This is a genomic window from Variovorax sp. Sphag1AA (assembly GCF_014192575.1).
Classification (GTDB): domain Bacteria; phylum Pseudomonadota; class Gammaproteobacteria; order Burkholderiales; family Burkholderiaceae_C; genus Variovorax.
Genome location: NZ_JACHYC010000003.1, coordinates 185,010 through 201,296 on the forward strand (window position 1 = coordinate 185,010; position 16,287 = coordinate 201,296).

The 16,287-nt window shown below is 67.4% G+C and carries 13 protein-coding genes and 1 riboswitch; of the genes, 8 read left to right on the forward strand and 5 right to left on the reverse strand.

Annotation, left to right across the window (positions count from 1 at the left end):
• Positions 1-2: 2 nt before the first annotated feature.
• Genes FHW64_RS12695 through FHW64_RS12705 form a run of 3 tightly spaced genes read right to left on the reverse strand, consistent with a single transcriptional unit; the run spans position 3 to position 3,810 of the window.
• On the reverse strand, positions 3-974 hold the full coding sequence (locus tag FHW64_RS12695) for a tripartite tricarboxylate transporter substrate binding protein (protein WP_184526639.1): 972 nt from the start codon (positions 972-974) through the stop codon (positions 3-5).
• 35 nt (positions 975-1,009) lie between these two features.
• Entirely contained in the window at positions 1,010-2,227 is a 1,218-nt protein-coding gene (locus FHW64_RS12700; RefSeq protein WP_184526641.1) for an acyl-CoA dehydrogenase family protein, read from the reverse strand.
• A gap of 11 nt (positions 2,228-2,238) precedes the next feature.
• A complete protein-coding gene (locus FHW64_RS12705; RefSeq protein ID WP_184526643.1) occupies positions 2,239-3,810 on the reverse strand; it encodes a long-chain fatty acid--CoA ligase in 1,572 nt (523 codons plus the stop codon).
• 172 nt (positions 3,811-3,982) lie between these two features.
• Between FHW64_RS12705 and FHW64_RS12710 the strand changes: the two genes are divergently transcribed.
• Positions 3,983-4,888 carry a LysR family transcriptional regulator gene (locus FHW64_RS12710; protein ID WP_184526645.1) on the forward strand — a complete coding sequence of 302 codons (906 nt, stop codon included), beginning with the start codon at positions 3,983-3,985 and terminating at the stop codon, positions 4,886-4,888.
• 7 nt (positions 4,889-4,895) lie between these two features.
• Here FHW64_RS12710 and FHW64_RS12715 read toward each other — a convergent pair whose 3' ends face one another.
• The gene (locus tag FHW64_RS12715; RefSeq protein WP_184526647.1) at positions 4,896-5,600 is read right to left on the reverse strand and encodes an SDR family oxidoreductase; all 705 of its coding nucleotides are present in this window, start codon (positions 5,598-5,600) and stop codon (positions 4,896-4,898) included.
• 179 nt (positions 5,601-5,779) lie between these two features.
• Positions 5,780-5,896: riboswitch (glycine riboswitch) on the forward strand.
• Between the two features lie 201 nt (positions 5,897-6,097).
• Here FHW64_RS12715 and FHW64_RS12720 point away from each other — a divergent pair.
• The 7 genes from FHW64_RS12720 to FHW64_RS12750 all read left to right on the forward strand — a co-directional run bounded on the left by FHW64_RS12720 (position 6,098) and on the right by FHW64_RS12750 (position 14,546).
• Positions 6,098-6,556, forward strand: coding sequence for a MarR family winged helix-turn-helix transcriptional regulator (locus FHW64_RS12720; protein ID WP_184526648.1), 459 nt, complete (start codon positions 6,098-6,100; stop codon positions 6,554-6,556).
• Between the two features lie 54 nt (positions 6,557-6,610).
• Positions 6,611-8,185, forward strand: a complete 1,575-nt coding sequence (locus FHW64_RS12725) for an ABC transporter substrate-binding protein (protein ID WP_184526650.1) — start codon at positions 6,611-6,613, stop codon at positions 8,183-8,185.
• Between the two features lie 13 nt (positions 8,186-8,198).
• Positions 8,199-9,140: an ABC transporter permease gene (locus FHW64_RS12730; protein ID WP_184526652.1), complete on the forward strand. Its 942-nt coding sequence runs from the start codon at positions 8,199-8,201 to the stop codon at positions 9,138-9,140.
• 10 nt (positions 9,141-9,150) lie between these two features.
• On the forward strand, positions 9,151-10,101 hold the full coding sequence (locus FHW64_RS12735; RefSeq protein WP_184526654.1) for an ABC transporter permease: 951 nt from the start codon (positions 9,151-9,153) through the stop codon (positions 10,099-10,101).
• Positions 10,102-10,132: 31 nt separating this feature from the next.
• Positions 10,133-11,791 carry an ABC transporter ATP-binding protein gene (locus FHW64_RS12740; RefSeq protein ID WP_184527870.1) on the forward strand — a complete coding sequence of 553 codons (1,659 nt, stop codon included), beginning with the start codon at positions 10,133-10,135 and terminating at the stop codon, positions 11,789-11,791.
• Between the two features lie 32 nt (positions 11,792-11,823).
• Positions 11,824-13,326, forward strand: coding sequence for a M81 family metallopeptidase (locus FHW64_RS12745; protein WP_184526656.1), 1,503 nt, complete (start codon positions 11,824-11,826; stop codon positions 13,324-13,326).
• Between the two features lie 65 nt (positions 13,327-13,391).
• A complete protein-coding gene (locus FHW64_RS12750) occupies positions 13,392-14,546 on the forward strand; it encodes a M20 aminoacylase family protein (RefSeq protein WP_184527872.1) in 1,155 nt (384 codons plus the stop codon).
• Positions 14,547-14,556: 10 nt separating this feature from the next.
• Here the strand turns inward: FHW64_RS12750 and FHW64_RS12755 are convergent, their stop codons facing one another.
• Positions 14,557-16,287 (reverse strand): OPT/YSL family transporter, encoded by a 1,731-nt coding sequence (locus tag FHW64_RS12755; protein ID WP_260303792.1) that lies wholly within the window; start codon positions 16,285-16,287, stop codon positions 14,557-14,559.

Here is a 16,287-nt window from a genome sequence, read left to right on the forward strand (position 1 = left end):
CCTCACTGCGGCGTGATGTTCGCAACCTTCATCATCTTCTCGGTCAACGAAATCTCCGAAGCGAGGTTGCGCGCATATTCATCCGGCTTGCTGGCCACGACTTCGCCGCCGTTGGCTTCCAGCTTGGCGCGCACCGCGGGGTCGGCCAATACCTGCTGAAGTGCCTGCTGCACGCGCTGAACGATCGGTTGCGGCGTGCCGGCCGGCAGCGACAGCCCGCCGAAGGACACCAGCGTGACGCCCGCGATGCCCGCCTCGGCGAGCGTTGGCACGTCAGGCAGGCGCGGATTGCGCGTGGGGGCGGTCACTGCCAGCGCCTTGAGCTTGCCGGCATTGATGTGCGGCAGCGAGACGGAGCTGATGGTGAGCGCGAAGTCCACTTGCTTGCCCAGCACCGCGTTCGCCGACTCCGAAGCACCCTTGTAAGGCACGTGCAGCGCTTGCGCCCCCGCGCTCTTGAGGATGAGTTCGGCCCCCATGTGGGCTGGCGTGCCCACGCCGCCCGAGGCGTACGACAGCTTGCCCGGCTGCTGGCGCATGCGATCGACCAGCGCCTTCGCGCTGTCGATGTCGGAGTCGCCCGACACCACCAGCACCACGTCCGAACGCGTGATGCCGCCGACATGGATGAAGTCCTTCATCACGTCGTAGCCGGGCTTGCGGTACATGCGCATGTTGGTCGCCATGGGTGTCGCGGAATACACCCATGTGTAGCCGTCGGCCGGCGCGCGCGCTGCGATCTGCGCGCCGAGGTTGCCGGCCGCGCCGCCCCGGTTCTCGACCACCACCGGCTGCTTGAGGACCGACGACATCGCCTCGGCGGTGATGCGCACCGTGATGTCCGGTGCGGTGCCTGCGAGGTAGGGAACGATCCACTTGATCGGCCGCGAGGGGAAGTCCTGCGCCCATCCGGTGCCTGCGAGTGCAAGGCCTGCCACTGTCAGCAGCAGCTTGCGTCGGTTGAATGTCTGCATGCTTTGTCTCCTGCTTGTGTCTTGTTGTTCGGCGCTCAGCGCAACGTTGGGCCTAGCAGTTCGCGTGCGATCGTATTGCGCTGGATCTCGCTGGTGCCGGTCAGCACGCGGTACATGCGCAGCAGTCGGAAGAGGAATTCGACGCGGCTGCCTTGCACGATGCCTTCGCCGCCGTGCACCTGCACCGCGCGGTCGGCGATGCGGAAGGCGGTCTCGGAGCAGAACAGCTTGGCCATCGAGGCCTCTGCGCGTGCGTCGTCACCCGCATCGAGGCTGCGCGCCACGCTGAGCATCAACGCACGTGCCGCTGCCAACTCGGTCGCCATGTCGGCCAACAGATGCTGCACGGCCTGGAAGGCGCCGATCGGCTGCCCGAACTGCCGGCGCCTGATGGCATGGGCCAGTGAATCCTCCAGCGCCAGCCGCGCAAGGCCGAGCATCGCCGGGCAATGCAGCAGGCGGTTGACGGTGATGCGCCCCAGCGCCAGTGCGAGGCCGCGTCCACGTTCGCCGATCTGGTTGGCCGCCGGGATGCGGCAGCCGCTCAGCACGATGCTGCCGGTGTGAGACTGGCCTGCCATCGTCTTGTAGCCAGCCTCCACGCGAAAGCCAGGGCGGTCGCGCTCCACGAAGAAGGCGGTGGTTTCGCGCACCGCCGGATCATCACTGGTCGAACAGATGATCACTGCGAAATCGCAGAAGGGCGATCCGGAGATGAAGCGCTTGGTGCCGTCGAGCACGAACTCATCGCCATCGCGTACCGCGCGCGTCTGCAGCGCGCCGGCGTCGGAGCCAGCCTCCGGTTCGGTGATTGCGAAGCAGATGGCTTTCTCGGCGCGTGCCACTGGCAGGATGAAGCGCTCCATCTGGTCGGGCGTCGCCTGTTTGGCGAGTGCGCCGACGCGCGGAGGTCCGGTCAGTTCACCCAGTACGTGCGGCGCGAATGGCGATCCGCTCGCATAGATGAATTCCTTGATGAGCGTGTGGTCGACCACGCTGAAGCCCGCACCCCCGAGGGCCTTGGGCAGGGTCACGCCATAGAAGCCGAGCTCGTGCGAGCGCCTCCAGACCTGCTCCAGCAACGCACGCGGCGCGCCGTTCTCGGAGGTGATGCCGTGCTTGTCGGCCAGCGGGTGCAGTTCGTCGCGGATAAAGGTGTCGAGCCGCGCGATGAAATCGCGGGCGCCGTCGGAGCCCTCGAAGGGCGGCATCGGCGCGCGCAGCGTCGGGAGGGTGGTGGTCGTTGCATCCATTGCAGGGCTCCTCAGTTCACGCGCCGCTCGCGGCCGCGCCAGTAGTGCTCGCGCACGTCCTTGCGCGAGAGCTTGCCGTTCGCGTTCTTGGGCAATTGCGGAACGAAGTCCACCGAACGCGGGCGCTTGAAGTCCGCGAGGCGGCCGCGGCAGAAATCCATGATCTGGCTGGTGTCGGCTTCTGCGCCGTCGCGCAGCACCACCACCGCCTTCACTGTCTCGCCCCAGTGGTCGTCGGGCACACCCACCACGCACACTTCGTAGATCGCAGGATGCTGCGCCAGCACCGATTCAACTTCGCTCGGGTAGATGTTGAAGCCGCCCGACACCAGCATTTCCTTCTTGCGGTCGACGATGTAGATGTAGCCCCGGTCGTCCACGCGCGCGAGGTCGCCGGTGTGCAGCCATCCGTTGGCGTCGAGCGCCTGTGCGGTTTGATCGGGCGCGCGCCAGTAGCCTGCGAACACATCGGGGCCGCGCACGCAGATCTCGCCGATCGCGTCGCCGCTTACCGGCTGGCCCGCGTCGTCGAGGACCTGCACGTCGGATTCGCAGAACGGACGACCGCAGGCGGAGAGCAGCGCCTCGTGGCCGCCTTCGATGGCCGCCGCGTGATCGGCGATGCCGAGCCCGACCACGCCGCCGGTGGTCTCGCCCGCGCCATAGCCTTGCGCGAGCACCGGCCCGAACGCGGCCCATGCTTCGCGGATGCGTGCCGGCGACATCGGCGCGGCACCGTAACTCAGCAGCCGGAGGCTGGAGAGGTCGCGTCCCTTCAGGCTTGGCTCCGCCAACAGCGCGTAGATCATCGCGGGCACCAGGAAGGCCATCGTGACGCGATGTTTCTCGATCGCATCGAGGTATTCGGCAGGGCGAAAGCCTTCCATCAGCAGGATGGTCGCGCCCTGGTAGAGCATCGGCTGGATGAACATGCCGCTGGCGTGCGTGATCGGACCGGAGAGCATCAACACATCGCCGGGCTCTGCGTTCATGCGGCCCATCGCGTTCTTGCGGAGAGATGCGAAGCGATTGCCTACGGTCTGCATCGCGGCCTTGAGCTTGCCAGTGGAACCCGAGGTGTAGTGCAGCACCGCGAGTTCATCGGGCTTCATCTCCTCGTGCATGTGGGCGTCGGACACGCCGGCGAGTAGCGCTTCGTACTGGAGCCAACCGCCTTTGTCGCTCTCGGGCGTGGGGTCGAACGCGATCCGGTGCCGTAGCGAAGACACGCCGGCCGAAGCCTCGTCAACCATCCCGCGATGCTCGGGACCTGCGAGGCATGCGACCGGCTCGGCATTGGCGAGCGCATCCGCCAGCTCCTGGGGCGCCAGGCGCGAGTTGAGCGCCACTTTCACCAGTCCTGCCTTGTAGAGCGCGCATTCGAGCTCCACGATCTCGGGCCGGTTGGGCGAAACCACCGCGACGCGATCCCCGCGCTGGAGACCGAGCGCTCTCAGCACATGGGCGAGCCGGTTGGAGCGCAATTCCAGGTCGCGATAGCTGAGCGAGCGGTCCCGGAACAGCACGGCGGGGCGGTCGCCCCACTGGCGCGCGCCGCGCGCAAGGTACATGCCGAGATTCATGGACGGACCTCCGGTCGGGCGGGGCGGTGCTGCATTGCGTGTCTCCTGAAGTAGATGGGGAAAGTCTAGGAATCGATCGCCCGTCTGCGGATAATCCAGCCGCGTTTTCCGATAACGCTGCGTTATCGGAGCTGCAACGCCCTCACTCGGCGGGAATCTTCACGGAGACACCATGGCACTGCGCCTCGACGACATCGACTACTTCCTCGCGGTGGCCGAGCACGGCCAGGTGCGCCGTGCGGCCGCGGCACTCGGCCTCTCGCAGCCGGCGCTGACGAAGGGCCTGCAGCGACTGGAAAAGGAACTCGGCTTCCCGCTGTTCGAGCGCGGCGCGCGCGGCATGACGCTCACCCCGGTCGCCGAGCAGTTCCGCCAGCGCACGCAGACCTTGCGCACGAGCCTCGGCGACGCAATCAAGGAAGCCTCGGATCTGCACCTCGGTGCGATGGGGCTGCTGCGCGTCGGCGTGTCACCGCTCTATGCGGAACGGCTCTTCGTGCCCGCGTGCCTCCAGCTGCACCAGCAGCGGCCGGCCGCGCGGCTGCGGGTGATGGTCAACCTGAACGATGCGCTCCTCGGCGCACTGCGCCTGGGTGATCTGGACCTGAGCATCAACGCGATTCCGCGCGTGCCGTCCGAGGACCTCGAAGCGGTGCCCCTGATGAACGACGACCTGTGCATGGTGGTGCGCGAAGACCATCCGCTGCTCCGGCGCCGGCGCGTGCGCCTGCAGGATCTGGTGGATGCGCACTGGATGCTGCCGGGCCCCGGCGTTGCAGGCCGGCGCGGCGTCGAAGCGCGCTTGGCGGAGGCGGGCATGCCACCGCCGCGCGTCGCGGTCGAAGTGAGCAATACCGCATCGCAGCTCAGCAGGCTCGTGATCCGCAGCGACCTCGTGGCCCTGATGAGCCAGGCCATGCTGGCGGGCCCGGCCGGTGAAGGGCTTGCGCCGTTGCCGTTCGCGGAGGCCCGCTTTGCGCGAGAGATCGGCGCGCTGATGCGCAAGGACCATGTGCTCTCGCCGCTCGCGAAGCGCTTCCTCGAGATCCTGCGCGAAACCGCCGCACCGCGCACGTGAAGGCCGGTCAGACCGAACGCATCAGCCCGCCGTCGACCCGGATGTTCTGGCCGGTGATGTAGGCCGCGCCTTCGGATGCGAGGAACGCGATCGTCGCCGCGACCTCTTCGCTCTTGCCGTAGCGCTTCATCGGCACGGAATCGCGGCGGACATCGGTCTGGGGGAGGCTGTCGATCCAGCCCGGAAGCACGTTGTTCATGCGGACGTTGTCGGCCGCGTAGGTGTCCGTGAAGATCTTGGTGAACGACGCCAGCCCGGCGCGGAACACCGCGGAGGTCGGGAAGAGGGCGCTTGGCTCGAAGGTCCACGCGGTCGAGATGTTGATGATCGCGCCTGCCTTCTGCTGCTGCATCACGGGCGCGACGAGGCGCGTCGGGCGGATGACGTTCATCAGGTAGGTGTCCATGCCGCGATGCCAATCCTCGTCCGTGATGTCGAGGATCTGCGCTCGCGGACCATGCCCGGCGCTGTTGACCAGCACGTCGATGCGGCCCCACTGGTTCATTGCGAGATCGACGAACTTGCGCAGGTCATCGACGGACTGGTTCGATCCTGTGAAACCGATGCCGCCAAGGCGCTGGGCCAGCGCTTCGCCCTTGCCCGATGACGAAAAGATCGCGACCTTGAAGCCGTCCGCCGCAAGGCGTTCGGCGGCGGCTGCGCCCATGCCGCTGCCGCCGGCGGTGATGAGTGCCACTTTGTCGGATGTCATTGCTGTGTGTTCCTTCTGATGGATTCGATGCGCCCGCATGCTAGACCAAGGTCGCGAGCAGGTTGGCACGCAACGTGCATTCTCATCCGCAGCATCCAGGAGAAATGCCCGTTCGTGATTCATGACGGTGCATTACCGAAGGCGAGTTCCCACCAACGCTCAGGTTCCAGGACTGGATGCAACAACACGCTGGAGAGCGCTGGACGGATCGACCGGCCAGCCGCCGAAGGGGCAAGCCGCAGGCGCACAGTGCGCGTGCGGTGAATCTCTCAGGCACAAGGGACAGCGCGGGATGACGGACGTGGCCTTGCCGCGTCCGCGTCTGTCGCCGAGGTCACCGTGTCACTGCCAATCCTCTTTTCGTTCTTCCTTCATTCGTCGTCGAGCGCGCGTTGATGGTGCCGACGCTGGGCACGAATGCTGCTCTCCCTTCGCGCAATGGTTGCAAATTTCAACTGTTGCCAATCGCACCTGATGGTGCATCGATGGAGACGCACATGACCGCCCTGACTGACTTCCTCACCTTTCGCATCGACGTGTTCAACGACCAGGCCAAGCAACTGGCGACCGATGTCTATGAAGAGACGCATGGCGTGAGCCTGCGCGAACTGCGGGTGCTGCGTCTCGCCTATGCCACACCGGGCATCACGCAGGGCGAGGTCGTGGCCGCGAGCCGGCTGGAGAAGACGCTGGTGTCCAAGCTGGTGACGGCACTGGTCCGTCGGCAACTGCTGCTGCGCGAGATCGGTGCGCAGGACGCACGCTGGGTGCACCTGCATCTCACCGAGGAAGGCCGCTACATCGTCCAGCAGTGCAACCGGCTGGGCAAGAAGATGGAGCGGTCCCTGCTCGGCGTGCTCAGCGATTCGGAGCTTGCGCTGTTCGACAGATGCCTGGAACGCCTCACGGAGCAGGTCGAGCGCGATGCGCACAACGCGCGGCGCTTCATGACCTGACCAACCTTCTGCTTCCCCCTTTCCCCTTTGCTTTCATTTACCAGGAGCTGATCCATGTTCAAGAAGTCTCTCGCCGCCGCCCTGATCGGTGCCGCACTCGTCGGCCTCGCGCCGCTCGCCCAGGCGCAGGACAAGGTGCTGCGCATCGTGCCGCAGTCCGACCTGAAGATCCTCGATCCGATCTGGACCACCGCCTTCATCACCCGCAACCACGGCTACGCGGTGTACGACACGCTCTTCGGCGTGGACGCGCAAGGCAAGGTGCAACCGCAGATGGTGGGCGACTACAACCGCAGCGCCGACGGCAACACCTGGACCTTCACGCTGCGCGACGGACTCGCCTTCCACGACGGCAAGCCGGTGACGTCGGCCGACGTGATCCAGTCCATCAAGCGCTGGGGCCAGCGCGACGGCCTGGGCCAGAAGATGATGGCCGCGCTCGCAAGCATGGAGGCGAAGAACGACAAGACCTTCGTGATGACCTTCAAGGAGCCCTTCGGCCTGGTGCTGGAGGCGCTGTCCAAGCCTTCGTCGAACCCGCCCTTCATCATGCCCAAGGCGGTGGCCGAGACGCCGGCCGACCAGCAGATCACCAGCACCGTCGGCTCGGGCCCGTACATCTTCAAGGCCGATGAATACCGCCCGGGCGAGAAGATCGTCTACGTCAAGAACACCAAGTACGTGCCGCGCAAGGAAGCCGCGAGCGGCACCGCGGGCGGCAAGGTGGTCAACGTGGACCGCATGGAATGGGTGGTGCTCAACGACGCGCAGACCCAGGCCAACGCGCTCGCCAACGGTGAAGTGGACATGATCGAGTGGGTGCCTTCCGAGCAATATCTCGCGCTCAAGGACGACCCGAAGATCGAACTCGCGAGCCCGGTGCCCACCGGCTCCTACGCGCTGCACCTGAACCGCCTCGTGCCGCCCTTCAACAACGCGAAGATCGCACAGGCCGCGCTGATGGCGATGAACCAGGAGGCGCTGCTGCGCGCCCAGATGGTGCACAAGGAGCTCTACAACACCAATCCGTCGATCTACCCGACGGGCACCACCTTCCACTCGACCAAGACCTCGTACTTCACCGGCAAGCCGCAGTTCGAGAAGGCGAAGGCGCTGCTCAAGGAAGCCGGCTACAAGAACGAGCCGATCGTCTTCCTCTACCCCGCCAACTTCCCGGCGATCAACAAGTTCCCGCCGGTCATGGCGGCGCTGCTCAAGCAGGCCGGCTTCAACGTCGACCTTCAATCGATGGACTGGCCTACGCTGGTCACCCGCCGCGCGGTGAAGAAGCCCGCGAGCGAAGGCGGCTGGAATGCCTTCATCACCGGCTGGGGCCTGGCGGACAACATCAACCCGATGTTCTTCGCGCCGATGACCGGCAACGGCGAGAAGGGCTGGTTCGGCTGGACGAGCGACGACGAACTCGAGAAGCTCAAGGGCGAGTTCCTCAAGACCAGCGACGAAGCACAGCGCAAGGCGCTCGCCACGAAGATCCAGGAGCGCGTGTACGACGCCGCGGTGTTCGCGCCGGTCGGCGAGTACAAGCCGCTGACCGCCTATCGCAAGGGCGTGGTCTCCGGACTGGTGTCGGGACCGGTGGGCGTGCTCTGGGGCATCAAGAAGAACTGACCGGGTACGAACCATGTTGGCTTTCCTGCTGCGGCGCATCGTCGCCACGCTGCCCGTGCTGGTGGTTGTGGCGCTGATCGTCTTCCTGATGACGCGGCTGGCCCCGGGCGATCCGGCGGCGGCCATCGTGGGCGACAACGCCACGACCGAGAACCTCGCGCAGGTGCGCACCAACCTCGGGCTGAACGAGCCGCTGCCGGTGCAGTTCGGACGCTGGGGCGCGCAGTTGCTGCGGGGCAATCTCGGCGAATCCTTCTTCATGAAGAAGCCGGTCACCGAGCTGATCGGCCAGCGCATCGAGCCGACGCTCGCGCTCGCCGGCGTGACACTGCTGCTCACGCTGCTGATCGCGGTGCCGCTGGGCGTGCTCGCCGCGTGGCGCCACGGTGGCTGGCTGGACCGCACGCTGATGGGCTTCTCGGCGCTGGGCTTCTCGGTGCCGGTGTTCGTGATCGGCTATCTGCTGATCTGGTTCTTCGCGCTCAAGCTGCAATGGCTGCCGGTGCAGGGCTACAACCGCATCGGCGACGGCTTCTGGCCGTGGCTGCGCAACCTCATCATGCCGGCGGTGGCGCTGTCGGTCATCTACGTGGCGCTCATCGCGCGCGTCACCCGCGCCGCGGTGGCCGAGGCGATGACCGAGGACTACATCCGCACCGCGCGCGCCAAGGGCATCCCCGAAGCGCGCGTGCTGATGCGCCATGCGCTCGCCAATGCGGCGGTGCCGATCGTCACCGTCATCGGCATCGGCATCGCGCTGCTCATCGGCGGCGTGGTGGTCACCGAGTCGGTGTTCGCGATTCCCGGTCTCGGCTCGCTCACGGTAGACGCGGTGCTTTCGCGCGACTTCCCGCTCATCCAGGGCATCACGCTCTTCTTCTCGGTGATCTACGTGCTGGTCAACCTGCTGGTGGACCTGAGCTACCTGGTCTTCGATCCCCGCATCCGCTATTGAAGGAACGTCCATGACGCAACAAGCCTTCCTGGACCCCCTGTCCATCGATCCCGCGACCGAAGCGCCGCCGCCGGCCAGGCGCAAGCCGCTGTGGCGCCGCGTGCTGGCCAATGGCGCGGTTCGCTTCGGCGGTGGTGCGCTGGTGCTGCTGGTCGCGATGGCCATCGCCGCGCCGTGGCTCGGCACCATCGACCCGGTCGCGATGGACCCCGGCAGCGGCAACCTGATGCCCGGCAGCCGGGGCGACTTCAACAACCTCTCGGGCGACGTGATCGAGAACCACCTGTTCATCATGGGCACCGACAGCCTGGGCCGCGACATCTGGAGCCGTACGCTCTACGGCGCGCGGGTGTCGATCACGGTGGGGCTCGCGGCTGCTGTGGTGGCGCTGGTGTTCGGACTGATGGTCGGCCTCACCGCCGGCTATTTCCGCAAGCTCGACGGCATCGTCATGCGCCTCATGGACGGCGTGATGGCGATCCCGGGAATCCTCTTCGCGGTGAGCCTGGTCGCACTCTTCGGCGGCACGCTGGCCACGGTCGTGTTCGCGATCGCGGTGCCGGAAATTCCGCGCGTCGCGCGGCTGGTGCGCTCGGTGGTGCTGAGCGTGCGCGAAGAGCCCTATGTCGAAGCCGCCATCGCGCTCGACACGCCGACCTGGAAGCTGCTCGCCAGGCACATCCTGCCCAACGCGATCGCGCCGTTGATCATCCAGGGCACCTACGTGTGCGCGTCGGCGATCCTGGTCGAAGCCATCCTGTCGTTCCTCGGCGTGGGCCTGCCGGCCGAGATGGCGACCTGGGGAAACATCATGGCGGAGGGCCGTGCCCAGTTCAACCAGTACCCGCACAACGTGCTCTTCCCGGGCATCTTCCTGGCCGTCACGGTGCTGGCGGTCAACATCCTGGGCGACGGTCTGCGCGACACGCTCGACCCCAAGTTCAACAAGCGCGCGGAGTAGGACGATGCATATGACCGTCGAGAAGGAAGTGATGGAGGCGGCCGACGCGCGCGCGGCCTTGCAACCGGTGCTGTCGGTGCGCGACCTCGCGGTGGCGCTGCCGCGCGGCGGCGATCGGCCCCATGCGGTGGAGCACATCAGCTTCGAGGTGCCGCCCGGGCAGATCGTCTGCCTGCTGGGCGAATCGGGCTCGGGCAAGTCGGTGATCGCGAGCGCGGTGATGGGCCTGCTGCCGCCCGGCCTCGCGCCGGTCGCGGGCTCGATCGAACTCGATGGCCGAGAACTGGTCGGTGCCACGCAGGCCGAGTTCCGCGCGCTGCGCGGGCCGAGGATGGCGATGGTGTTCCAGGAACCGATGACCGCACTGAACCCGGTCATGACCTGCGGCGAGCAGATCGACGAGATGCTCACCCAGCATGTGCGCATGGACAGGGCGGCGCGCCGCCAGGCGATCCTCGACATCATGGCGCGCGTGCGGCTGCCCGATCCGCCGCGCATCTACGACTCGTATCCGCACCAGCTCTCGGGCGGACAGCGCCAGCGCATCGTGATCGCGATCGCGCTGATCCTGAAGCCGGCGCTGCTCATCTGCGACGAGCCGACCACCGCGCTGGACGTGACCACGCAGGCCGAGATCCTCAAGCTCATCCGCGAACTGCAGACCGAGAACGGCACCGCGGTGCTGTTCATCACGCACGACTTCGGCGTGGTGGCCGAGATCGCAGACCAGGTGGTGGTGCTGCAACTTGGCAAGATGATCGAGCGCGGCCCCGCGCGCCGCGTGCTCACGCAGCCCGAAGAGCCCTACACGAAGATGCTGCTGGCCGCGGTGCCCGAGCTTGCGGCGCATCCGCGCCCGCCGATCACCGACAACTTCCCGCTGCTCGATGCGCGCAGCATCGTCAAGACCTACGTGAGCGGAAGCTGGCCCGGCAAGCGGCGCGAGGTGCACGCGGTCAAGGAGGCGTCGCTGGTCGTGCGGCCGAAGGAAACCGTCGGCATCGTGGGCGAATCGGGCTCGGGCAAGTCCACGCTGGCGCGCTGCATCGCGCGGCTGATCGACCCGACCGCCGGCGAGATCCACGCCAACGGGCGTTCGGTCGCGCACTTGCGCGGCCGGCTGCTGTCGCCGTTCCGGCGCGATGTGCAGGTGATCTTCCAGGACCCGTATCGCTCGCTCAACCCGCGCCAGACCGTCGGCGCCTCGATCATCGAAGGGCCGCTCAACTTCGGCGTGCCTTACGAGAAGGCGTGGAAGCGCGCGGAGGAGCTGATGCACCTCGTGCGGCTCAAGCCCGAGGCGCTGCGGCGCTATCCGAGCGAGTTCTCCGGCGGCCAGCGCCAGCGTCTGTGCATCGCGCGCTCGCTGGCCTGCGAGCCCAAGCTGCTGATCGCCGACGAGGCGGTCTCCGCGCTCGACGTGACGGTGCAGGCGCAGATCCTGAAGCTGATCGAAGAGATCCAGCAGAAGACCGGCGTGGGCATTCTCTTCATCACCCACGACCTGCGCGTGGCCAGCCAGATCTGCGATCGCGTCATCGTCATGCGACAGGGCGCGATCGTCGAGCAGGGGCCGGCGCGCGACGTGCTGCTCGCGCCGCGCGAAGACTACACCCGCGCATTGCTCGCGGCCGCGCCCGGACGAGGCTTCGCCTTCGGCCGCGGGTCATCCGCGGGTATTGCACCTTGACCCGAACCCCACCCATTTCCAGGATCGACTCCATGAACGTTTTCATCGCCGGTTTCCAGCACGAGACCAACACCTTCGCCCCCACCCGCGCCGACTGGGCCGCCTTCGAGGCGGGCTCGGGCTTTCCGCCGTACCGGCGCGGGCCCGCGATCATCGAGGCCTATCGCGGGCGGGCCATTCCGGTCGGCGGCTTCATCGAGGCGGCCGAGGCGCGCGGATGGTCGCTCACCGCATCCGGATGGGCCGGCGCCAACCCGTCGGCACATGTCACGCGCGACGCCTTCGAGCGCATCGCGGGCGACGTCGACGAGGACCTGCGTGGCGCTCTCGCGGGCCCGGGCGTGGATGCGGTCTATCTCGATCTGCACGGCGCTGCGGTCACCGAACATCTGGACGACCCCGAAGGCGAACTGCTCGCACGCATCCGCGCCCGCGTGGGCCCGCAGGTGCCCATCGTCGCGAGCCTCGACCTGCATGCCAACGTCACCACGCAGATGCTGGAGGTGGCGGATGCCCTGGTGGCCTACCGCACCTACCCGCATGTGGACATGAAGGACACCGGCGCGCTCGCCGCGACGCTGCTCGCGCGCCGCATCGAGCGCGGCGTGCGCGAACCGCTGGCGGTGCGGCGGCTCGATTTCCTGCTGCCGCTCAATGCGCAAAGCACCATGACCGCGCCGGCCAATGCGGTCTACGACGAACTGCTGCGGCTCGATCAAAGGCACGGCAGCGTGCTGAGTTTCGCCATGGGCTTTCCCGCCGCCGACATCGCCGAGTGCGGGCCGGTGATCTGGGGCTACGGCGACGAAGCCGCGGCGGCGGTCGAGTCGCTCTTCGCACGCGTGGACCAGCCGCGCAGTCAGTGGCGACTGGATCTGAAGACGCCCGACGCGGCGGTCCGGCAGGCGATGGAACTCGCCGCCGAGGAAGCCAAGCCTGTCGTGATTGCTGACACGCAGGACAACCCCGGCGCTGGCGGCGACAGCAACACGACCGGCATGCTGCATGCTCTGCTGGCCTGCAGGGCTGGCGAACGGTTTCCGGGCCAGGTTTCGATCGGCCTGCTCGCGGACCCCGAAGCGGCGGCGCAGGCTCACGCAGCGGGCGAAGGCGCGCAGATCGATGTGCAGCTCGGCCGTACCGTCCCCACCTGGGGCGGCCGGCAAAGCGACGCGCCGGTGATGGTGCGCGCCACTGTGCGCAGCCTCAGTGACGGGCACGTCACGCTCAAGGGCCCGATGGGCATGGGCGGCGAAGTGCGCCTTGGCCCCAGCGCCTGCCTCGAAGTGCAGGGCGTGCTTGTCGGCGTGTGCACCCGCAAGACCCAGATGCTCGACCGCGAGCTCTTCCGTTTCCTGGGCATCGCGCCCGAGGCGATGAAGATCCTTGTCAACAAGAGCTCGGTGCACTTCCGCGCCGATTTCGCGCCCATCGCGAGCCACATCCTGGTGGCCAAGGCGGAGGGCCCGATGGCCGCCGACCCGGCCGACCTGCCGTGGACGAAGCTGCCCGGTTCGATGTCCCTGCGCCCCTGAACCCACCCCCCATCGATCTTGAAGGAGAACCTGTGCCTAAGCGCCCCGAACACTACCTGCAGTACATGCGCGACCACGCGAGCGAATTCGTCACCGTGCGGCAGACCATCCACCAGAACCCCGAGCTTGGCTTCGAGGAACACGGCACCAGCGCGCTGGTGGCCGAGCGCCTGCAGAGGTGGGGCTACGAGGTCGAGCGCGGCCTCGGCGGCACTGGTGTCGTCGGTCGCATCTCGCGCGGCAGCGGCGGCAGGAGCATCGGCATTCGCGCCGACATGGACGCGCTGCCCATCGAGGAGAAGACCGGACTTGCCTACAGCAGCCGGCGGCCCGGCATCATGCACGCCTGCGGCCACGACGGACACACTGCGATGCTGCTGGGTGCTGCACAGTACCTCGCGACCGAAGGCGACTTCTCGGGCACGCTCAACCTCATCTTCCAGCCGGCCGAGGAAGGCATGGGCGGCGCGGTGCGCATGATGGATGACGGCCTGTTCGACAAGTACCCCTGCGACGCCATCTTCGCGATGCACAACATGCCCGGCCGCAGGCAGGGCGATCTTGCCTTCCGCGACGGGCCGACCATGGCCTCGTCCGACTACGCCACCGTCACGCTGCACGGCGTGGGCGGACACGGGGCGATGCCGCACCACGCGCGCGATCCGATCGTCGCTGCCGCGAGCATCGTCATGGCGCTGCAGACACTGGTCTCGCGCAACGCCGATCCGCAGCAGGTGGCGATCGTCACCGTGGGCGCGATCCACAGCGGCAAGGCCAACAACGTGATCCCGCAGACTGCGACGCTGGAGATCAGCATGCGCGCGCTCACCCGCGAGACGCGCGCGCTGCTTGAACAGCGTCTCAAGGCGGTGGTGAATGCGCAGGCCGAGAGCTTCGGCGTGCGCGCCGAGATCGACTTCCGCCCGGGCTATGCGGTGCTCGTGAACACGCCGGAGGAAACCGACTTCGCGCGCAGCATCGGCCGCCAGTTGGTCGGCGACGCCCATGTCGAGATGCAGGCAGCGCCGGTGACCGGCAGCGAAGACTTCGCCTTCATGCTGGAGAAGCGGCCCGGCTGCTACTTGATGATCGGCAATGGGCGCGGCGGCGAGCACGGCGGGTGCATGGTCCACAACCCCGGGTACGACTTCAACGACAGCAACCTGCCGATCGGGGCAGCCTACTGGGCCCTGCTGGCGGAGAGCTATCTGACACCGTAGCCCCCGGCCGCTAGACCAAGGCCGCGAGCAGGCTTGCAATACCGATCCCGACGGCTGCCAGAGCGTCGCCGGCGATCAGGCCGCCGCCGAACAGCGAGGCGCTGCCCATGTCCTGCGGCAGGTCCTTGCGTCTGGAAGTGCGCGCACCGAGCAGGCTGCCGACCACGCCGCCCGCACCGAGCCAGAGCGAGGTCGGCAGGTTGACGAAGCCGCCGAACGAAAGCGCGTAGGGCGAAGGCAGGACGATCGCGTCAAGCACGAAGCTGCGCGGGCGCAGCCACTTGCGCAGCACCTCGATCAATGCGCCGGCTGCGACGCCGATCGCGATGGCGGTGCGCTGGTAGGGCATCGCATCGGTCAGCCCGCGCAGCACGCCCACGAGCTTGTACGTCATGGCCGATGCCCATTCGGTGGGCTGCTGGTCGGCCTTCATCACGGTCTGGTCCTGCAGCAGCACCGGATACGCGGCCATGAAGAGCCGTGCGAAGACCACCGCCATCGTCGCGCCCATCAGGATGCCCAGCACCTGGTAGCGGAACTGCAGGACGCGCGGCGTGCCGAGCCGCCAGCCGGTGGAGCGGTCTTGCTGCATGTCGCAGGCGACGCTGGTCGCGACCAGCAGAACCGCACCGGCCATGAGGCCCACGCCGGGATCGCGCAGGCCCAGCGCGGCCAGGATGATCACCGTGACCACGAAGGCCGACGAGATCGGATTCGAATCGCTGATGCCCACCGAGATGCCGTTCACCAGCGCGAAGAGGAACACCAGCGCGACGGCCACCGCGAGATAGAACACCGGCTGCCCCAGCAGCAAGTGGCCGCAGACGACGGTGGCAATTCCCCAGAACAGCACCCACAGCACGAGGCGCACGATGTTCACCCGCTTCCAGTCATTGACCGCGGGCGCAGGCGCACTGGCTGCCGCTTCACGCCGCGCATGCGGCAAGGCCCGCGCGAAGATCAGCGCGAGGTCGATCAGCGCCGCGCCCATGATTGCGCCGAGCGCGATGAGGAACATGATCTTGCGCGGCGGGTCGCCCGGCTGCAGCCAGCCGATGCTCACGAAGTGGGGCTTGAGCGCGACGCCGATCAATCCGCCCACCACCGCCGGGATGCCGATGCGTGCGCCGATCACCAAGCCCGCGCCGAACGTGGATGCCGAGAGCTCGATCGCCCCAAGCAGAGGGAGGCGCGTCGTTGCGAGCCCCGAGACCAGCCCGACGACTGCGCCGCTGCCGAGTTGCTTGACCGATCGGCGCAGCAGATCCGGATCGGTCAGCGCCCGGAGGATGTTCGCGACGGCCAGCCCCGACGGAAAGGTCAGCCGCATGCGATCCACCAGCACCGGCGTGTAGAGCATGCCCACGCCGACGCCGAACATGCCGACGCAGGTGAGGTACAGCACCATCTGCCAGGCCGGTGGCTGCGGCAGCCCCATCCAGGCCATGGCCTGCAGCAGCACGCCGAGTCCGCTCATGCTTGCAACGGAGGCAGCGGCCGTCTGGATGTAGTTCGCACCGTGGCGACCCGCCGCGCCGTAGCCCGCAGTGACCGCGGACCCCAGCAGCCCCGCAAGCACCTGCCCGCCCACGAAGAAGCCGAGCGAGAAGTTCATGTAGGCCGCGGTGACACCTGCCAGTGGGCCGAGTACGAGCATGCCTGCCACCGCGAGCAGCAGGTGGTATCGCCAACTGCCTTCTACGGGCAGCCAGCGCCAGCGCAGGTTCGGGTTCCGTTCCAT

What these genes read in the sequence shown, in the direction of transcription:
- FHW64_RS12755 (WP_260303792.1), bottom strand. Translation starts at nt 16,287, where the DNA reads ATGGAACGGAACCCGAACCTGCGCTGGCGCTGGCTGCCCGTAGAAGGC.
- FHW64_RS12720 (WP_184526648.1), top strand. Translation starts at nt 6,098, where the DNA reads ATGACCGCCCTGACTGACTTCCTCACCTTTCGCATCGACGTGTTCAAC.
- FHW64_RS12745 (WP_184526656.1), top strand. Translation starts at nt 11,824, where the DNA reads ATGAACGTTTTCATCGCCGGTTTCCAGCACGAGACCAACACCTTCGCC.
- FHW64_RS12710 (WP_184526645.1), top strand. Translation starts at nt 3,983, where the DNA reads ATGGCACTGCGCCTCGACGACATCGACTACTTCCTCGCGGTGGCCGAG.
- FHW64_RS12725 (WP_184526650.1), top strand. Translation starts at nt 6,611, where the DNA reads ATGTTCAAGAAGTCTCTCGCCGCCGCCCTGATCGGTGCCGCACTCGTC.
- FHW64_RS12695 (WP_184526639.1), bottom strand. Translation starts at nt 974, where the DNA reads ATGCAGACATTCAACCGACGCAAGCTGCTGCTGACAGTGGCAGGCCTT.
- FHW64_RS12740 (WP_184527870.1), top strand. Translation starts at nt 10,133, where the DNA reads ATGGAGGCGGCCGACGCGCGCGCGGCCTTGCAACCGGTGCTGTCGGTG.
- FHW64_RS12715 (WP_184526647.1), bottom strand. Translation starts at nt 5,600, where the DNA reads ATGACATCCGACAAAGTGGCACTCATCACCGCCGGCGGCAGCGGCATG.
- FHW64_RS12750 (WP_184527872.1), top strand. Translation starts at nt 13,392, where the DNA reads ATGCGCGACCACGCGAGCGAATTCGTCACCGTGCGGCAGACCATCCAC.
- FHW64_RS12730 (WP_184526652.1), top strand. Translation starts at nt 8,199, where the DNA reads ATGTTGGCTTTCCTGCTGCGGCGCATCGTCGCCACGCTGCCCGTGCTG.
- FHW64_RS12700 (WP_184526641.1), bottom strand. Translation starts at nt 2,227, where the DNA reads ATGGATGCAACGACCACCACCCTCCCGACGCTGCGCGCGCCGATGCCG.
- FHW64_RS12705 (WP_184526643.1), bottom strand. Translation starts at nt 3,810, where the DNA reads ATGAATCTCGGCATGTACCTTGCGCGCGGCGCGCGCCAGTGGGGCGAC.
- FHW64_RS12735 (WP_184526654.1), top strand. Translation starts at nt 9,151, where the DNA reads ATGACGCAACAAGCCTTCCTGGACCCCCTGTCCATCGATCCCGCGACC.